This window comes from Clostridium sp. (genome assembly GCF_032552055.1).
Classification (GTDB): Bacteria; Bacillota; Clostridia; order Clostridiales; family Clostridiaceae; genus Clostridium.
Map to the genome: position 1 here is coordinate 12,294 of NZ_JAWGSV010000014.1, position 15,305 is coordinate 27,598.

At 29.3% G+C, this 15,305-nt stretch carries 17 protein-coding genes; 16 read left to right on the forward strand and 1 reads right to left on the reverse strand.

Going from position 1 to position 15,305, the window contains the following annotated elements:
- Positions 1 to 4 precede the first annotated feature (4 nt).
- The 16 genes from E6248_RS02300 to E6248_RS02375 are packed head-to-tail and all read left to right on the forward strand — an operon-like array spanning position 5 to position 13,133.
- Positions 5 to 811 (forward strand): motility protein A, encoded by an 807-nt coding sequence (locus E6248_RS02300; protein WP_316339206.1) that lies wholly within the window; start codon positions 5 to 7, stop codon positions 809 to 811.
- Positions 811 to 1,551 (forward strand): OmpA family protein, encoded by a 741-nt coding sequence (locus E6248_RS02305; protein WP_316339207.1) that lies wholly within the window; start codon positions 811 to 813, stop codon positions 1,549 to 1,551. Before E6248_RS02300 ends, E6248_RS02305 begins: the two co-directional genes overlap by 1 nt.
- On the forward strand, positions 1,552 to 2,004 hold the full coding sequence (locus E6248_RS02310; RefSeq protein ID WP_316339208.1) for a flagellar basal body-associated FliL family protein: 453 nt from the start codon (positions 1,552 to 1,554) through the stop codon (positions 2,002 to 2,004). It abuts the gene before it with no gap.
- A 15-nt stretch (positions 2,005 to 2,019) separates the two neighbouring features.
- A complete protein-coding gene (locus E6248_RS02315; RefSeq protein WP_316339209.1) occupies positions 2,020 to 2,388 on the forward strand; it encodes a flagellar biosynthetic protein FliO in 369 nt (122 codons plus the stop codon).
- Between the two features lie 13 nt (positions 2,389 to 2,401).
- On the forward strand, positions 2,402 to 3,172 hold the full coding sequence (gene fliP, locus E6248_RS02320; RefSeq protein ID WP_316339210.1) for a flagellar type III secretion system pore protein FliP: 771 nt from the start codon (positions 2,402 to 2,404) through the stop codon (positions 3,170 to 3,172).
- Positions 3,173 to 3,182: 10 nt separating this feature from the next.
- Entirely contained in the window at positions 3,183 to 3,452 is a 270-nt protein-coding gene (fliQ, locus tag E6248_RS02325) for a flagellar biosynthesis protein FliQ (RefSeq protein ID WP_316339211.1), read from the forward strand.
- An 11-nt stretch (positions 3,453 to 3,463) separates the two neighbouring features.
- Positions 3,464 to 5,302, forward strand: a complete 1,839-nt coding sequence (locus E6248_RS02330; protein ID WP_316339212.1) for a fused FliR family export protein/FlhB family type III secretion system protein — start codon at positions 3,464 to 3,466, stop codon at positions 5,300 to 5,302.
- A gap of 21 nt (positions 5,303 to 5,323) precedes the next feature.
- Positions 5,324 to 7,384: a flagellar biosynthesis protein FlhA gene (gene flhA, locus E6248_RS02335; RefSeq protein WP_316339213.1), complete on the forward strand. Its 2,061-nt coding sequence runs from the start codon at positions 5,324 to 5,326 to the stop codon at positions 7,382 to 7,384.
- Positions 7,384 to 8,547: a flagellar biosynthesis protein FlhF gene (flhF, locus tag E6248_RS02340; protein WP_316339214.1), complete on the forward strand. Its 1,164-nt coding sequence runs from the start codon at positions 7,384 to 7,386 to the stop codon at positions 8,545 to 8,547. The genes flhA and flhF overlap by 1 nt, the downstream gene beginning before the upstream one ends.
- On the forward strand, positions 8,541 to 9,404 hold the full coding sequence (locus E6248_RS02345; protein WP_316339215.1) for a MinD/ParA family protein: 864 nt from the start codon (positions 8,541 to 8,543) through the stop codon (positions 9,402 to 9,404). Before flhF ends, E6248_RS02345 begins: the two co-directional genes overlap by 7 nt.
- Positions 9,405 to 9,413: 9 nt before the next feature.
- A complete protein-coding gene (locus E6248_RS02350) occupies positions 9,414 to 10,082 on the forward strand; it encodes a PilZ domain-containing protein (protein ID WP_316339216.1) in 669 nt (222 codons plus the stop codon).
- A gap of 24 nt (positions 10,083 to 10,106) precedes the next feature.
- On the forward strand, positions 10,107 to 10,832 hold the full coding sequence (locus tag E6248_RS02355) for a FliA/WhiG family RNA polymerase sigma factor (RefSeq protein WP_316339217.1): 726 nt from the start codon (positions 10,107 to 10,109) through the stop codon (positions 10,830 to 10,832).
- Between the two features lie 8 nt (positions 10,833 to 10,840).
- Positions 10,841 to 11,371, forward strand: a complete 531-nt coding sequence (locus E6248_RS02360) for a hypothetical protein (RefSeq protein WP_316339218.1) — start codon at positions 10,841 to 10,843, stop codon at positions 11,369 to 11,371.
- A gap of 38 nt (positions 11,372 to 11,409) precedes the next feature.
- Positions 11,410 to 11,574 (forward strand): hypothetical protein, encoded by a 165-nt coding sequence (locus E6248_RS02365; protein ID WP_316339219.1) that lies wholly within the window; start codon positions 11,410 to 11,412, stop codon positions 11,572 to 11,574.
- Positions 11,567 to 12,349, forward strand: a complete 783-nt coding sequence (locus E6248_RS02370; RefSeq protein WP_316339220.1) for a flagellar hook-basal body complex protein — start codon at positions 11,567 to 11,569, stop codon at positions 12,347 to 12,349. The genes E6248_RS02365 and E6248_RS02370 overlap by 8 nt, the downstream gene beginning before the upstream one ends.
- A gap of 13 nt (positions 12,350 to 12,362) precedes the next feature.
- On the forward strand, positions 12,363 to 13,133 hold the full coding sequence (locus E6248_RS02375; RefSeq protein ID WP_316339221.1) for a flagellar hook-basal body complex protein: 771 nt from the start codon (positions 12,363 to 12,365) through the stop codon (positions 13,131 to 13,133).
- 370 nt (positions 13,134 to 13,503) lie between these two features.
- Here E6248_RS02375 and E6248_RS02380 read toward each other — a convergent pair whose 3' ends face one another.
- Positions 13,504 to 15,141: a putative manganese-dependent inorganic diphosphatase gene (locus E6248_RS02380; protein ID WP_316339222.1), complete on the reverse strand. Its 1,638-nt coding sequence runs from the start codon at positions 15,139 to 15,141 to the stop codon at positions 13,504 to 13,506.
- Positions 15,142 to 15,305 lie beyond the last annotated feature (164 nt).

Here is a 15,305-nt window from a genome sequence, read left to right on the forward strand (position 1 = left end):
TATTATGAAAAAATCAGATATTTTAACCTCAGTGGGTTTAGTATTAGGAATAGTGTTAATGTTATATGGGATGGTTCTTGGAAGTAGTCTTATGATATTCTGGGATTTATCATCTGTAATTATAACTGTTGGTGGATCTGTATCAGCACTTCTAATTACTTACACATTAGAAGAAATGAAAAACATGGGAAAATTATTTGTACAAGCTTTTAAGGAAAATAAATCTTCAGGAAAAGATATTATAGTAAAATTTACTAGTATTTCTAAAAAAGCAAGAAGAGAGGGTTTATTATCCTTAGAAGATGATCTTTCTGAAATGGATGATCCTTTTATGAAAAAAGGTCTTCAAATGGTAGTAGATGGGATTGAACCTGAAACTATTAGAGAAATATTAGAGCTTGAAATAGGAGAAATGGAAAATAGGCATGAAAAAGGAGCTGGTATATTCCTATCTTGGGGAGCATATGCACCTGCTTTTGGTATGCTTGGTACTTTAATTGGACTAATTCAAATGCTTGCTAATTTAACAGATGTTGCTAATATTGCATCAGGTATGGGAAAGGCCCTAATAACAACATTTTATGGTTCATTATTAGCTAATATAATTTGTAATCCTATAGCATCAAATTTAAAACAAAAAAGTGCTAAGGAGGCAGGAGAAAGAGAAATGATATTAGAAGGCATTCTTGCTATTCAATCAGGAGTTAATCCTAGAATTGTAGAAGAAAAGCTAATTACATATTTACCTCCTAAGGATAAATTAGAGTATTTAAATAACAGCATTGAAAATGGTGAAGGAGTTGTTATTTAATGGCTAGAAAGAAGAAGAACAATAGTGGAGGCTTAAAAGGCGATGAGTGGATGGCTACCTATGCCGACACAGTAACATTATTGCTTACATTTTTCGTTTTGCTTTATTCTATGTCATCTATTGATGCTGAGAAAACTAAAAATATAGCAAATGCCTTTGTTTCAATGATGAGTGGACAAAGTGGAGACTCATTAATGCAGTTTAACTTATATAATGGGGAAGTTCCATTAATAGGAGGAGAAACTGAAGAAAATTTTGATGGAGGAGAGGAATTAACTGATCAGCAAAAAATGTTTAATACTATTAAAGAGTTTGTAAATAATAATAATCTTCAAGATGTTGTAGAAATAGTTGACGACGAAAGAGGAGTAGCTATGCAGCTTAGAGATAATATATTATTTGAAACATCAAGTTCAGATTTAAGAGAAGACAGTAAAGCTATTTTAAATCAATTAAATACAATTATAGCATCAGTTAGTAATCCTATTTTAATAGAAGGTCATACAGATAATCGTGATATAAATACATCAAGATTCCCTTCCAATTGGGAGTTGTCTGCGGATAGAGCAGTTAATGTAGTAAGATATTTTGTAGAAGTATTAGGACAAGATCCCAAGAGATTTTCAGCAACAGGTTATGGAGAGTTTCAACCTGTAGCACCAAATAATACTTATGAAGATATGGCTAGAAATAGAAGAGTAGATATTTTAATAGTTACATCTAAGGGGGAGGAAAGCTAAATGGCTGAGGAAAAAATAGAAAAGAAAAAGGGTAAAAAACTTGCTTTAATTATTGTACTACTTTTAATATTCGTAGGTGGAGGAACTTTTGGTGGAGTTTATTACTTTATGAGTAAGAATGCAGCATCTAGTCCAATAATAATAGAAGAAGCATTTGTTCCAGTTGGAGAAGAGATATTTGTAAATTTAAGTGATGAAAATTCAAAAAGATATGTAAAGTTAAATTTATCTTTAAGCTATGATAAAAGAAATAAAGATTTAGCTGCAGAAATTGAACAAAAACAAGTAGTTATAAGGGATGTAGCTATATTTTATATTAAATCCTGCAAAGCTAAAGACTTTGAGCCTGCAAATGAAGCTAGGCTAAAGGGAGATTTAATAACTAGAATTAATGCAAAGTTAACTACAGGTGTATTAAAGGACGTTTATATTAGTGATATTATAGTTCAATAAGAAAGTAGGTAAACAATGGATTTTATATTTTTACTGTTTAAACTAATATTTGCATTGGCAGTAGTTCTTGGACTTATGTACATATCTTTTAAATTAAGTAATAATAAATTAAGTCAGTTTAATGATGGGAAATATATAAAAGTTCTTGAAAGAAATCAAATTTCAAAAGATACTGCTATAGTAGTAGTTAAAATAGGTAAAAAGGGATATGTTCTAAGTACTTCAAATAACTCTACTAATAAAATAGATGAGCTATCTGAGGAAGAAACTTTTCTTTTAGAAGAAGAAAAGAGGATGGAAAAAGAAAAGGTAAGTAAGCAATATGAGATAGCTATTACTAATCTTAAATCTAAGATAAGCAGATTTAAGAATAAAAAGAATTAGAAGGAAGATAATTATGAAGAAAAAGAAATACTTATTTATGGTGCTATTAGTATTCACTTTAATATTTGCCTTTAATAAAAGTGTAAGCGCAGAGCCTATCAATATACCAGATATAAACTTACAAGTTGGTGGGGAAAATACATCACCACAAAATTACATTGATAATATTAAATTATTAATAATACTTACAATTTTAACATTACTACCATCAATAATAATAATGATGACATCTTTTACTAGAATAATAGTAGTATTTTCTTTTTTAAAGAATGCATTAGGAGCTCAACAATCTATTCCAAACCAAATTTTAATTGGACTAGCATTATTTTTAACTATATTTATAATGCAGCCAGTTTATTCTGAAATAAATGAAAATGCCTTTAAACCATTTATGGATAATACAATTACTCAGGAACAGGCAATGGAGGCAGGAAGTAAACCTCTTAGAGAATTTATGCTTAAACAAACTAGACAAAAAGACTTAGAACTTTTTATTGAAAGTTCTAAACTTAATAAAGAAGAAATAACAAGAGATAATATACCACTAACTGTTGTAATTCCAGCATTTGCAATAAGTGAACTTAAAACGGCTTTCCAAATAGGATTTTTATTATTCTTACCATTCTTAATTATAGATATGGTAGTGGCAAGTGTTTTAATGTCAATGGGTATGTTTATGGTACCTCCTGTTATGGTATCACTACCGTTTAAGTTGTTATTATTTGTTATGGTAGACGGTTGGTATCTAATGGTTAGATCATTAATAATGAGCTTTGGAGGGTAGGTGAGAAAAAATGAGTGAGAGTTTAATAATAGGTATTACAAAAGATGCATTAATGACATCTTTAAAAGTGGCAGGACCTATTCTTTTAGTTTCTATTTTAATTGGATTAATAATAAGTATTTTTCAAGCAACTACTCAAATTCAAGAACAAACTTTAACCTTTGTTCCTAAGCTTATTGGAATTGCATTTACTGGTTTATTTTTAGCTAGTTTTATGCTTCAAACCCTAGTAGGTTTTACTGAAAGAATTTTTGATCTTATTATTAAAGTATCTACTTAGGGGGTAGATGAATGATAAATACTATGTATTTTTTAGCTTTATTCTTAATCTTTTTAAGAGTAACAGCATTTTTTGCAATAACTAATGTGTTCTTTCCTAATGGAACACCTAAAACTTTTAAAGCCATGTTTTCATTAATCTTTTCTTTTGCATTATTAAGTGGTGTAGATTATGGAAGCTTAAATGAAATTACAAGCAATTATTATTTAATTATTTATATATTTTATGAAATAGTAAATGGACTAATCTTAGGATTAATATCTAATATTGCTTTTGAAGTAGTACTTATGGCTGGTAGTTTACTAGATGTACATATAGGATTAAGTATGGTTAATACAGTAGATCCTAATAGTAAAGCCAATACTACAATAACAGGAAACTTGCTTCACTATGTGGCCTTAATTATATTCTTTATTGTAGATGGACATCATATGTTAATTAAGTCTTTAATGGAAAGTTTTATTACTCTGCCAATGGGAAATGGACTTTTACACGCTGAAACCATGAGTACTCTTATTGAGATAATAGCAAATTATTTTGCTATAGGTTTGAAAATAGCAATACCAATAGTATTGATTATGATAATGACAGATGTAGCTATGGGGCTTGTATCAAGGGCAGTTCCTCAAATAAATGTTATGATTCTTGGAATGCCTGTAAAGATGCTTGTAGGAATATTAGCTGTATGTGTATCACTACCAATAATTATTAAATTATTTATAAGTAGTATAAGTTACCTGCCAGATATTTTTAGAAAGATAATTACTACTGTTCCTTTAATTATGTTTATAGGAGCAGATGAAAGAACAGAAGAAGCAACTCCTAAAAAGAAAAGTGATTCTAGAAAAAAAGGACAGATTCCAAGAAGTAAGGATGTTGGACTAGCTATAACTTTAATTGCTACAACTTTAGTAATAGTAGCATTAAGTGGATTTATAGTTTCATCTTTAAAAAATAATGTAACATATTTCTTAGGTGATTTAGGAACTATGGAAGTAACTGAAAATAGCTTAAATGGTATTAATCTATTAGTTATAAGTAAAGGGTTAATTACTATAATGCCAGTTGTTCTTCCCATAATGATAGCAGGTGTATTTGCTAGCTTAATCCAATCAGGATTTTTAGTAGTTAAAGATGCAATAAAACCTTCTTTTGGGAAATTAAATCCAATTAATGGTTTTAAGAATATGTTTTCTAAAAAAGCCTTTGTAGAACTTATTAAGAACTTAATAATGATAAGTGTAGTAATTTATATTGCATATTCATATATAAGTTCAAACTTTGATAAAATTATGCAAATTGGAAATTTATATCTTCCAACATTAGGAGTTGAAGTTAAATCATTAATAGTTGGACTCTTCGTAAAAATTTGTATATTACTAGTAGTAATTGCTGTTGTAGACTATGTAGTACAATTTCTTCTTTTTCAAAAGGAAATTAGGATGACTAAGCAAGAAGTAAAAGAAGAGTATAAGCAAATGGAAGGGGATCCACAAATAAAATCTAAGATAAAGCAAAGACAAAGAGAAATGTCCCAAAGGAGAATGATGCAATCTGTTGGGGATGCAACAGTTGTAATAACAAACCCAACTCATTTAGCAATAGCTATAAAATATGAGGAAGGGAAAATGGAAGCTCCTAAAGTTATAGCTAAGGGAGCAGACAATATTGCGTTAAAAATAAAAGAAAAGGCATTAGAGTATAAAGTACCTATAATTGAAAATAAACCTTTAGCAAGGCTCATATATGATTCTGTAGAAATAGATAGTGATATACCTCAAGATATGTATCAAGCAGTAGCAGAAGTCTTAGCTATGGTATTTAAACTTAATAGAAATAAGAAGAACTAGACAATAAAGGATGGGGTAGGTTTGCTTGAAAATAATAAAATTAACTTAAAAAAGAATACGGATATAATAGTAGCCTTCGCAGTACTTGGTATTGTACTTATGATAATAGTACCTCTTCCATCGGCCTTATTAGATGTATTACTGGCATTTAATATTACTTTATCTGCTGTAGTATTAATGATTACTATGTTTACCACAAATGTATTACAGTTATCTGTATTCCCAACTCTTTTACTTGTAACAACATTATTCAGACTAGGTCTAAATATATCCTCAACAAGACTTATATTAAGTGAAGGAAATGCAGGAAGTATTATTGAAGCCTTTGGTGAATTTGTTATAGGCGGAAATTATGTAGTTGGAATAATTATATTCTTAATTATAGTTATTATACAATTCGTAGTTATTACTAGTGGGGCAGGTAGAGTATCAGAAGTATCAGCTAGATTTACATTAGACGCTATGCCAGGAAAACAAATGAGTATAGATGCAGATTTAAATGCAGGTTTAATTGATGAAGCTATGGCTAGAAAGAGAAGAGAAGACCTACAATCAGAAGCTGACTTTTATGGATCTATGGATGGTGCATCTAAGTTCGTAAAAGGAGATGCTATAGCAGGTATAATTATAACAATTATTAATATAATTGCAGGTATAATTATTGGTGTTATGAGTGGTATGGATTTTCTCCAAGCAGGAGAATTATATACTAGATTAACTATAGGGGATGGACTTGTAAGTCAAGTTCCAGCGCTATTAATATCAACAGCATCAGGTATATTAGTAACTAGATCTGGAAGTTCCGATAACTTTGGTAAGACTTTCAGTAAGCAACTTACTGCTTTCCCAGTAGCACTTGGAATAGTATCAGCAGTAATGTTTTTCTTAGCATTAATACCTGGAATGCCAATGTTCCCATTTTTACTAGCTGCAGTGGCTGGAGGAGTTGCTACATATTTATTAATTAAGGAAGAACAGAAAACTCAAGAGCAAGAACTTCAAAGAGTTGAAGAAGAATATACAGAGCTTGAAAAGAAAGAGCCAGAAAATGTTATGAGTTTAATTTCTGTTGAACCTATGGAAGTAGAAATAGGTTATGGTTTAATTCCTCTTGCTGATGAATCAACAGGTGGAGATTTACTTCAAAGAATTGCATCTGTTAGAAGACAATGTGCAATTGAAATGGGAATAGTAGTTCAACCTATTAGAATAAGAGATAATCTTCAATTAAAGACTAATGAATATGTAATTAAGATAAGAGGAACTGTAATAGCTTCAGCAGAACTTATGGCAAGTATGTTGCTATGCATGGATCCATCAGGTGAAAACACTCAAATAGCAGGCATTAGAACTGTTGAACCTACATTTAATTTGCCGGCAGTATGGATTAATAAAGATCAAAGGGAAGAGGCTGAAATTAAAGGGTTAACAGTAGTTGATCCAACAACAGTTATGGTTACTCATTTAACTGAGACTATTAAAGCACATTCATATGAGTTACTTGGAAGACAAGAAGTTCAATTAATAGTTGATAATACTAAGGAAAAATATAGTGCTGTAGTAGATGAACTTATACCAGATTTAATGACAATAGGTGAGCTTCAAAAGGTTCTACAAAACCTTTTAAGAGAAAAAGTTCCAATAAAAGATATGGTTACTATAATGGAATCATTAGCTGATAATTCAAGATTAACTAAGGATTTAGAATTATTAACAGAGTATGTTAGGTTCTCCTTAGCTAGAACTATTTGCAATACAATTATAGATGAGGATAAGAGTATAACAGTTGTAACTTTATCAGCTCAAATTGAAGAAATAGTTTCAGCAAATACACAGAAATCTATACAAGGATCTTTCCCAGCAGTAGATCCTGATACAACAACTAAGATTTTTAATAGTGTAAGAGATACTATAGATAGGGTTTACTTCTATAATAATCAACCAGTTATATTAGTATCACCAAATATAAGACCTGTTTTTAGAAAGTTAATAGAAATGGTATTTCCACATGTTATGGTAATTTCATTAAATGAAATACCAAATGATGTTGAAATAAAAACAGAAGGAGTTGTATCACTATAATGCTTATTAAGAAGTACTTAGTAAAAAATATGAATGAAGCTATGACTAGAATCAGATATGAATTGGGTAAGGATGCTATTATTATAAGTCAAAGAAAAGTAAGAGAATCAGGGATTAAAGGATATTTTAAACCTAAGTTAATAGAAGTTACAGCTGCATTAGAAAATAGCAAAGTAGATAAGAAACAAAGTAAGAAAGTTTCAGAAGTAGATAATTTTAAGGATTCATTAAATAGCATAAAGAGTATTTTTGAAAAAGAAGAAGTTAAAGCTCAGATAGATAGAAGTGTTGAAATAGCAAAGCCTAGTGGTTTAGAAAAGGCAGATACTAAAAAAGATGAGGCTTTAAAGGATGAAGTAAAAGAAATTAAGGAATTATTAAATAAAGTTATTAAAAATACTAATAAAGAAAAAGAAGCTTTAGTAGCTGTTGATTTTTTAAGAGATATAGATATAGAAGAAAATCTATTAGAAGAAATAAACTTAGAAAAATATGAAGATATTGAAATATTTAAAGAAGAATTTAAGGAAGTATTAAAAAAAGACATAGAAGTATCAAATAAGGATCTAAGAGGAAAAGTAGTTCTAATCGGGCCAACAGGAGTAGGAAAGACTACTACTATTGCAAAACTAGCTGGTAGACTTGCTCTTATTGAAAAGAAAAAAGTTGGATTAATTACAATAGATACTTATAGAATAGGTGCTGTAGAGCAATTAAAAACTTATGCTGAAATTATGAATATACCATTTAAAGTAGTAATTACATTAAAAGAAATGGAAGAAGCTATTAGTTCTTTAGATAGTTGTGATGTTGTTTTAGTTGATACAACAGGAAGAAGTAGTAAAAATACTATGCAGATATCAGAGCTTAGAGCTTTTATACAAAAAGTTAATTCAACTAACATTTCCCTGGTAATAAGTGGAACAACTAAGAATAAAGATATTGATGCTATATTAAGTGGATATGGAGAAATAAACTACGAAGATATAATAATTACAAAGCTTGATGAAACTACTTCTTATGGATGCATTTATAATATAGCAAAGAAGTCTAACAAGCCTATATCTTATATTACCGTTGGACAAAACGTTCCTGATGATATTAAGGTACCAAGTAAAGATGAAATTATAAAACTTATTCTTGGGGAGGAATCAGTATGCTAGACCAAGCTGAAAGCTTAAGAAGACTTGCAAATGGCAGTACTAGTAATATGGAAAGAAAAAAATCAAAAATTATTACTATAACTTCAGGTAAAGGTGGAGTTGGTAAAAGCAATTTTGTAGTAAATTTAGCTATAAGACTAGCAAAACAAGGTAAAAAAGTTTTAGTGTTTGATGCTGATATAGGTATGGGAAATGATGATGTATTAATGGGGATTTATCCAAAGAATAACGTTTTAGATTTGATAAGTGGAAACTTATCAATTGATGATGTTATAGTAGAAGGACCTGAAGGGGTTAATCTTCTACCAGGAGGAAGCGGTCTTAATAATATAGAAGATTTACAGCAAAACCAAAGAGATTTATTTCTAAAGAAAATAGAAACACTAGAAGGTTTTGATTACATATTTATTGATACTGGAGCTGGAATTAGTAGAAGTGTTTTAGCATTTATTGCTTGCTCTGATGAGGTTATACTTGTTACTACTCCAGAGCCAACATCATTAACAGATGGATATAGCTTATTAAAGGCAGTAAATCATTTTAAAATTAAAAGTAAAGCCAGTATAGTTGTAAATAAAGTTTTTGATAAAAAAGAAGGAGAAGTAACATTCTCTAAGTTTAAAACAGCAGTAAATAGATTTTTAACTTTAGATATAGATTATTTAGGATATATTTATGAGGATAAAAAACTAACTATGTCGGTAAGAAAGCAATTGCCTTTTATTATAGGATATCCAAATTGTGAGGCTTCAAGATGTATAGAGGCAATAACATCAAAAATAGTTGGAAAAGAAAAACAAGAATCAGGAATTGGTGTACAAGGGTTATTTAAAAAATTATTTAATATTTTTTCATAGGGGGTAAATATGTCAAATATAAAGCTAGAGATGAATTGTGTTATAGATATATTATTTGAAAATAATGTATATAAATCAACTATTCAAGATGTTAAAGCAGAGGAATTTTTAATTGCAGTGCCTATAAATGATGGTATTTTCTTAACTCTAAATGAAGGGGACGAGCTTCAACAGATAATTTATGATGGTAATGGGAATGTATTTGGTTATAAATCAAAAGTTTTAGGTAGATATGTTGAAGAGGAAAAGCCTTATTATAGATTAAGCTTACCTTATAGTATTACTAAGATCCAAAGAAGAGATTATGTTAGAGTTGATATAGTACAAATAATTAATTATGTTAATGAAAAAGAGATAGAAACTGAACTTAAAGAAAATTCAAAAAAAGCTGAAGTAATAAAAAAAGAAAAATATAAAAATGCTATGATATTAGACTTAAGTGGTGGAGGAATGAGAGTTAAGATAAAAGATCCTATTAAGCTTAATGATACTATAGTAGCTAGTTTAAAATATGAAGATGAAGAGATAGAAGTAAAGGGAGAGGTTATTAGAATAACTAAGGCTGAAGATAGAAGCTTTGTTTGTGGAGTAACCTTTGTGAATATTAGTAATTCTACAAGAGAAAAAATTATAAGAACTGTATTTAAAATTATGAGGAAACAAAGAGAACTTATATAAGGAGTTTTTAAGGAGGTAAAAATCATGGAATGTCAAAGCCCTCTAATTCATAAGGAAGAGATTGTTGAAAAGTATATACCATTGGTTAAGTATCTGGCATCAAGAATTATGCTTGGAAAAACAAAATATATTGAATATGAAGACTTAGTTAGCTATGGGATTGTTGGGCTTATGGATGCAATAAATAGGTATAATCCAACTAAAGGAATGAAATTTTCCTCTTATGCTACTTTGAGAATAAAAGGGGCTATGATTGATGAAATAAGAAAAAATAGACCTATTTCAAAGGGGGCAATGGATAAGCTTGCAAGGTATAATGAGGCCATTGAAAGATTACAAAATAAGCTTATGAGAGAGCCTTCTTTAAAGGAAATAGCTTTAGATCTTGGAGTATCAGAAGAAGAGGTTTCCCAAGTTGAGAACTATATAAACTATATGTCTATAATATCTTTAGAGTCAGTAATTTATTCTGATGATGACGATGTTACTGTTATGGAAACATTAGAAGATAAAGAAGCTATATCTCCTGAAGAATCCTTAGAATATAAAGAAAAAACTGCAATATTAGCAGAAGCTATCGAAAAGTTAAAGGATAAGGATAAGTTAATTTTAAAGCTATATTATTATGAAAAGTTTACTTTAAAGGAAATAGGACAAGTATTAGAAGTATCTGAATCAAGAGTTTGTCAGCTCCATAGTAGGGCTATTAGAAATTTAAGAACTGTTATGAAGGAAATTAATTATATTTAATTAAAGGAGTGATAAAATTGATACCAATTTTAATTTTAATGATAGGTATTATTTTAATTGTTTTAAATTTTAAAGCCATTAAGAAAGAAGATAACTCCTTTGAAAAGATTCTACAAAGAGAAGAAAGTAGAGAAAAGGATTATGATTTAGATATAATAGAAATAAGAAAATCTTTTGCAGAAACTGTTTTAGAACTGCAAAAGGAGATAGAAGATTTAAAAATATCTATTAATACTATTAAGAATTCAAATAAAAGGGACGATATTATATATAATGAGGAGAAATTAAATAGTAATACTTCAATTGAAGAGAGTAAAGGTAAGTTAGAAATAGAAAACGCTAACTTAAAGAATAATTTAGATATTGAAATCGATGATAATTTTCCAGAAAAATCAAAGGATAATGAAGTAGATGAAAATAGTAAATTAAATAGGGTTAAAGAGCTCTTAGATAATGGGTTAAATGATGATGAAATTTGTGAAGAGTTATCCATAGGTAAGGGGGAGGTATTATTAATAAGAAGCTTATTAAAAAGGTAGTTGATATATTTAATTTCCTTTCCGATAGAAAAATACTTATGGGTATAGGAATAGGTATGATTATTACAGTTATTTTAATGCTAGGTGTAAATTATAGTAGGGAAATATCTGATGCTAATATAGAAGAAAAGGCTAGAGGCCTTGGAATGCATTATAACGATGAATGCAAAGTTTTATTTGAAGGGGATGAGGCAAATGATTAGAAGTCTTTATACAGCAGTATCTGGTTTAGTAACTTTAGAGAATAGACAAGCTACCATAACTAATAATATGACTAATGCTAACACTACAGGCTTTAAGGGAGATAATTTATCTATTAAAAGCTTTGATGATGTTATGATTCAAAATAAGGATAAGGTTGTAGGTGGAAAAAACCTGACTCAAAGATTGGGAACAATAAGTCTTGGAGCTGAAATTGATACTGTAGATACAGCTTTTACTCAAGGGGTATTAAAAAATACTGATAAGAGAACAGATTTCGCTATAGAAGGCAGAGGCTTTTTTGCTATAGAAAAACAAACTGCTGGAGGAAATGAAGTAGTATATACTAGAGATGGAAGTTTTAGAGTTGGTAATAACGGATATCTAATGACAAGCACAGGTGATAGAGTTTTAGGTATTAATAAAGGAACAGGTGCCTTAGAACCTATTTTTGTTGGAAGTGACAATATGGTCTTAGGTAAAGATAATACTTTACATATAGGTAATACAGATAATTATTCTTTAGCTGTAGCAGATTTCACTGATTACAATAATTTAGAAAAGATTGGTGATAACTATTATAGGGGAGAAAATCCTATATATAATGCTGAAACTTATGTAACCCAAGGAGCCTTAGAAAGTTCAAATGTAAATATTACAAATGAAATGGTCAATATGATGACAACTATGAGAAGTTTTGAAACTAATCAAAAAATAGTTCAAACTATAGATGATACTTTAAATAAAGCTGCAAATGAAATAGGATCTATTAGATAATGGGAGGTAAATTATGTTAAGAACTTTATGGACTGCAAAAACTGGAATGAATGCTAATCAAGATAAGTTAGATGCAATATCTAATAATTTAGCTAATTCAAGTACATTAGGTTATAAAAAATTAGAAGTTGGGTTTAAAGATTTACTTTCAGAATCATTAGATGCATTAGGTAATCCTTTAAATAATAAAGATTCTATCATAGGAACAGGAACTAAGACATCTGAATGGTATAGAGATAATAGTCAAGGAATGCTTCAAGAAACATTACTTAGCACTGATTTATCAATAGATGGAGTAGGATATTTTAAGATTATTACTGAAGATGGTAATGAGTTATATACTAGAGATGGTGCTTTTGCTATAGATGCTAATGGAAGATTAGTAGATAATAGAGGATATAAGGTAGAAATTAATTATTTAAATGGATTCTCAGAAAATAATGTTACATTTAATAAGAATAACTTTATGGTAGATAAAAAAGGACAAATATTCTTAAAGAATGGTGATACCTTTAATCATGTAGGAGAAATACCATTATATACTGCAGTAGGAGATAGAGCATTTGTATCAGTAGGAGAAAATTTATACTCTCCAGCACCTGGTGTACAAGTAAATAGAAGTACAGATTTTGAAATGCTTCAAGGCATGCTTGAAGGATCAAATGTAGATATGGCTACTGAATTTGCAGATATGATATTAACTCAAAGAGCATTTCAATTAAGCTCAAGAGGAATAACAACTGCAGATGAAATGTGGGGAATGGTTAATAATTTGAGAAGATAGTTGAAAATTGCTTTGCAATTTTAATGAAGAATTAAGAATTAAAAATGAAAAATTGATGTGAAAACTCCTACGGGAGTTTTTTTGATATGAAGAATTAGTTAATAAATGAAATAATGAAAAAATGAAAGAATGAATAAATAGTTAAAATAAAAGAATGAAGAAATGAAAAAATGAAGAACGTAAGGTAAAAACTCCTGAAGGAGTTTTTTATTTTTATTGTAGTAATTTGGTATAAATTACATCCACAATTCTTTCATTATTTTCATTCTTTAATTCTTTCATTAAAAAAAGGCTTTGAAAAAAGCCTTTTTTATCGTGATTTTGTGAAAATCACTTCCTTAATTCTTAATTTTTCATTCTTTATTTAAAACTAGCTGTTAATTGCACTAGTGATTGGTGGTACTACTTGTTTCTTTCTTGATAGTACACCATCTAAGAATGCAGTGCTTTCATTTAGTGTTACATTAAATGCTTTTTCTGCAATTTCTGGTTGATTACCAGCAACTAATATTTGAGATCCTTCATTTAATATATCAGTTAAAAGCAATAATGTCATATCTAAACCAGCTTCATTTGCCTTAGTATCCATGTATTTTAACATGTCATTTTTAAGTGGCATAAAGCCTTCTATATCCATAGTGTTAACTTGGGCAATACCTACCTTAGTTTCTCCTATAGTAAATGGTTTAAAGTCTTGGTTAAAGATTTCTTCAACAGTTTTACCTTTAAGTGAAGTACCTGCTTTAAACATTTCTTTTGCAAATTCTTCAACATTGATTCCAGCAATTTCAGCAAGTCTTAAGCAAATTTGCTTATCTTCTGGAGTACAAGTTGGGCTTCTGAATAATAATGTATCAGATATTATTGCACCACATAAAAGTCCAGCAGCTTGTTTTGAAGGTCTTATTCCACGTTCAAAGAAGCATTTACCAACTATAGTAGAAGTACTTCCAATAGGTTCACTTCTAAAGTATAGAGGACCACCTGTTTGAATATCAGCTACTCTGTGGTGATCTATAATTTCTAATATATCAGCATCTTCAAGTCCATCAACTGATTGGCTTCTTTCATTATGGTCCATTTGAATAATTTTCTTTCTATAGTTAGAAATTAAGTGATATCTAGACATAGTTCCTATAACTTTTCCATCTGTATCTATAACAGGATAGCTTCTAAATCTAGTTTCAACCATAACTGGTTTAACATCATCAACTAAATCTTCTGTTGAGAAAGTAACTAATTTATCCTTTATCATTACATATCCAACAGGGATACTTTGAATTATAAGTCTTGATGTAGTAAATGAATCATGAGGTGTAGATATTACACTTATATTAGCTTCTTTAGCTTTTTCAATTATTTCAGCAGTAGGAGTATGTGATCCTGTAATTATCATAAGAGAAATGTTTAAGTCTAATAAAGCACTTTGAACTTCTTCTCTATCTCCAACTATTGCAATATCGCCTTCTTCAATATGATCCTTCATGCTTTCTGGTTTCATAGCAGAAACTACTATTTTACCTGGGAAAGATTTAGTTCCTTCATTAACATATATTTCTTTTGCAGATAAAGTATCTACTATGTTTTCAAAAGAAGTATTACTCTTTGCTAAAATTCTATTATCCCAAATATCCATATAGCAAGAAGTTAAGTTTGAAATAGCTAAAACTCCTAATAGATGATCATTTTCATCTGCAACAGGAAGAGTTTTTATGTTCTTGCTGCTCATTATGTTCCAAGCCATTTTTAATGATATTTCTGGTGAAACAGGTGTTATTCTATCAAATTCTAAATCTTCAACCTTAAGTTTCACAGTTTTTAATAATTGTGGAGCTTCTACTCCAAAATAATCAAGTATATATTGAGTTTCTCTATTTACATTTCCAAGTCTAACTGGAATAGCAGGCAGGTTGCCTGTCTTATTTTTTAATTCAGCATATGCATAAGCTGAACAAATTGAGTCTGAATCTGGGTTTTTATGCCCAGTTACGTATATTATATCTTTCAAGTTATTGCCTCCTTAGTATATTAATCATCTATTCATATTCTATATTTATATTGAAAATTTGTAAAGGTATCTAATTAAAATTCATATCTTGGAATTAACTAAATATATAAGTTGAAATAAAATTTCTATATTTATATGTAAGCTTTATTCTCTTTATAAAATGT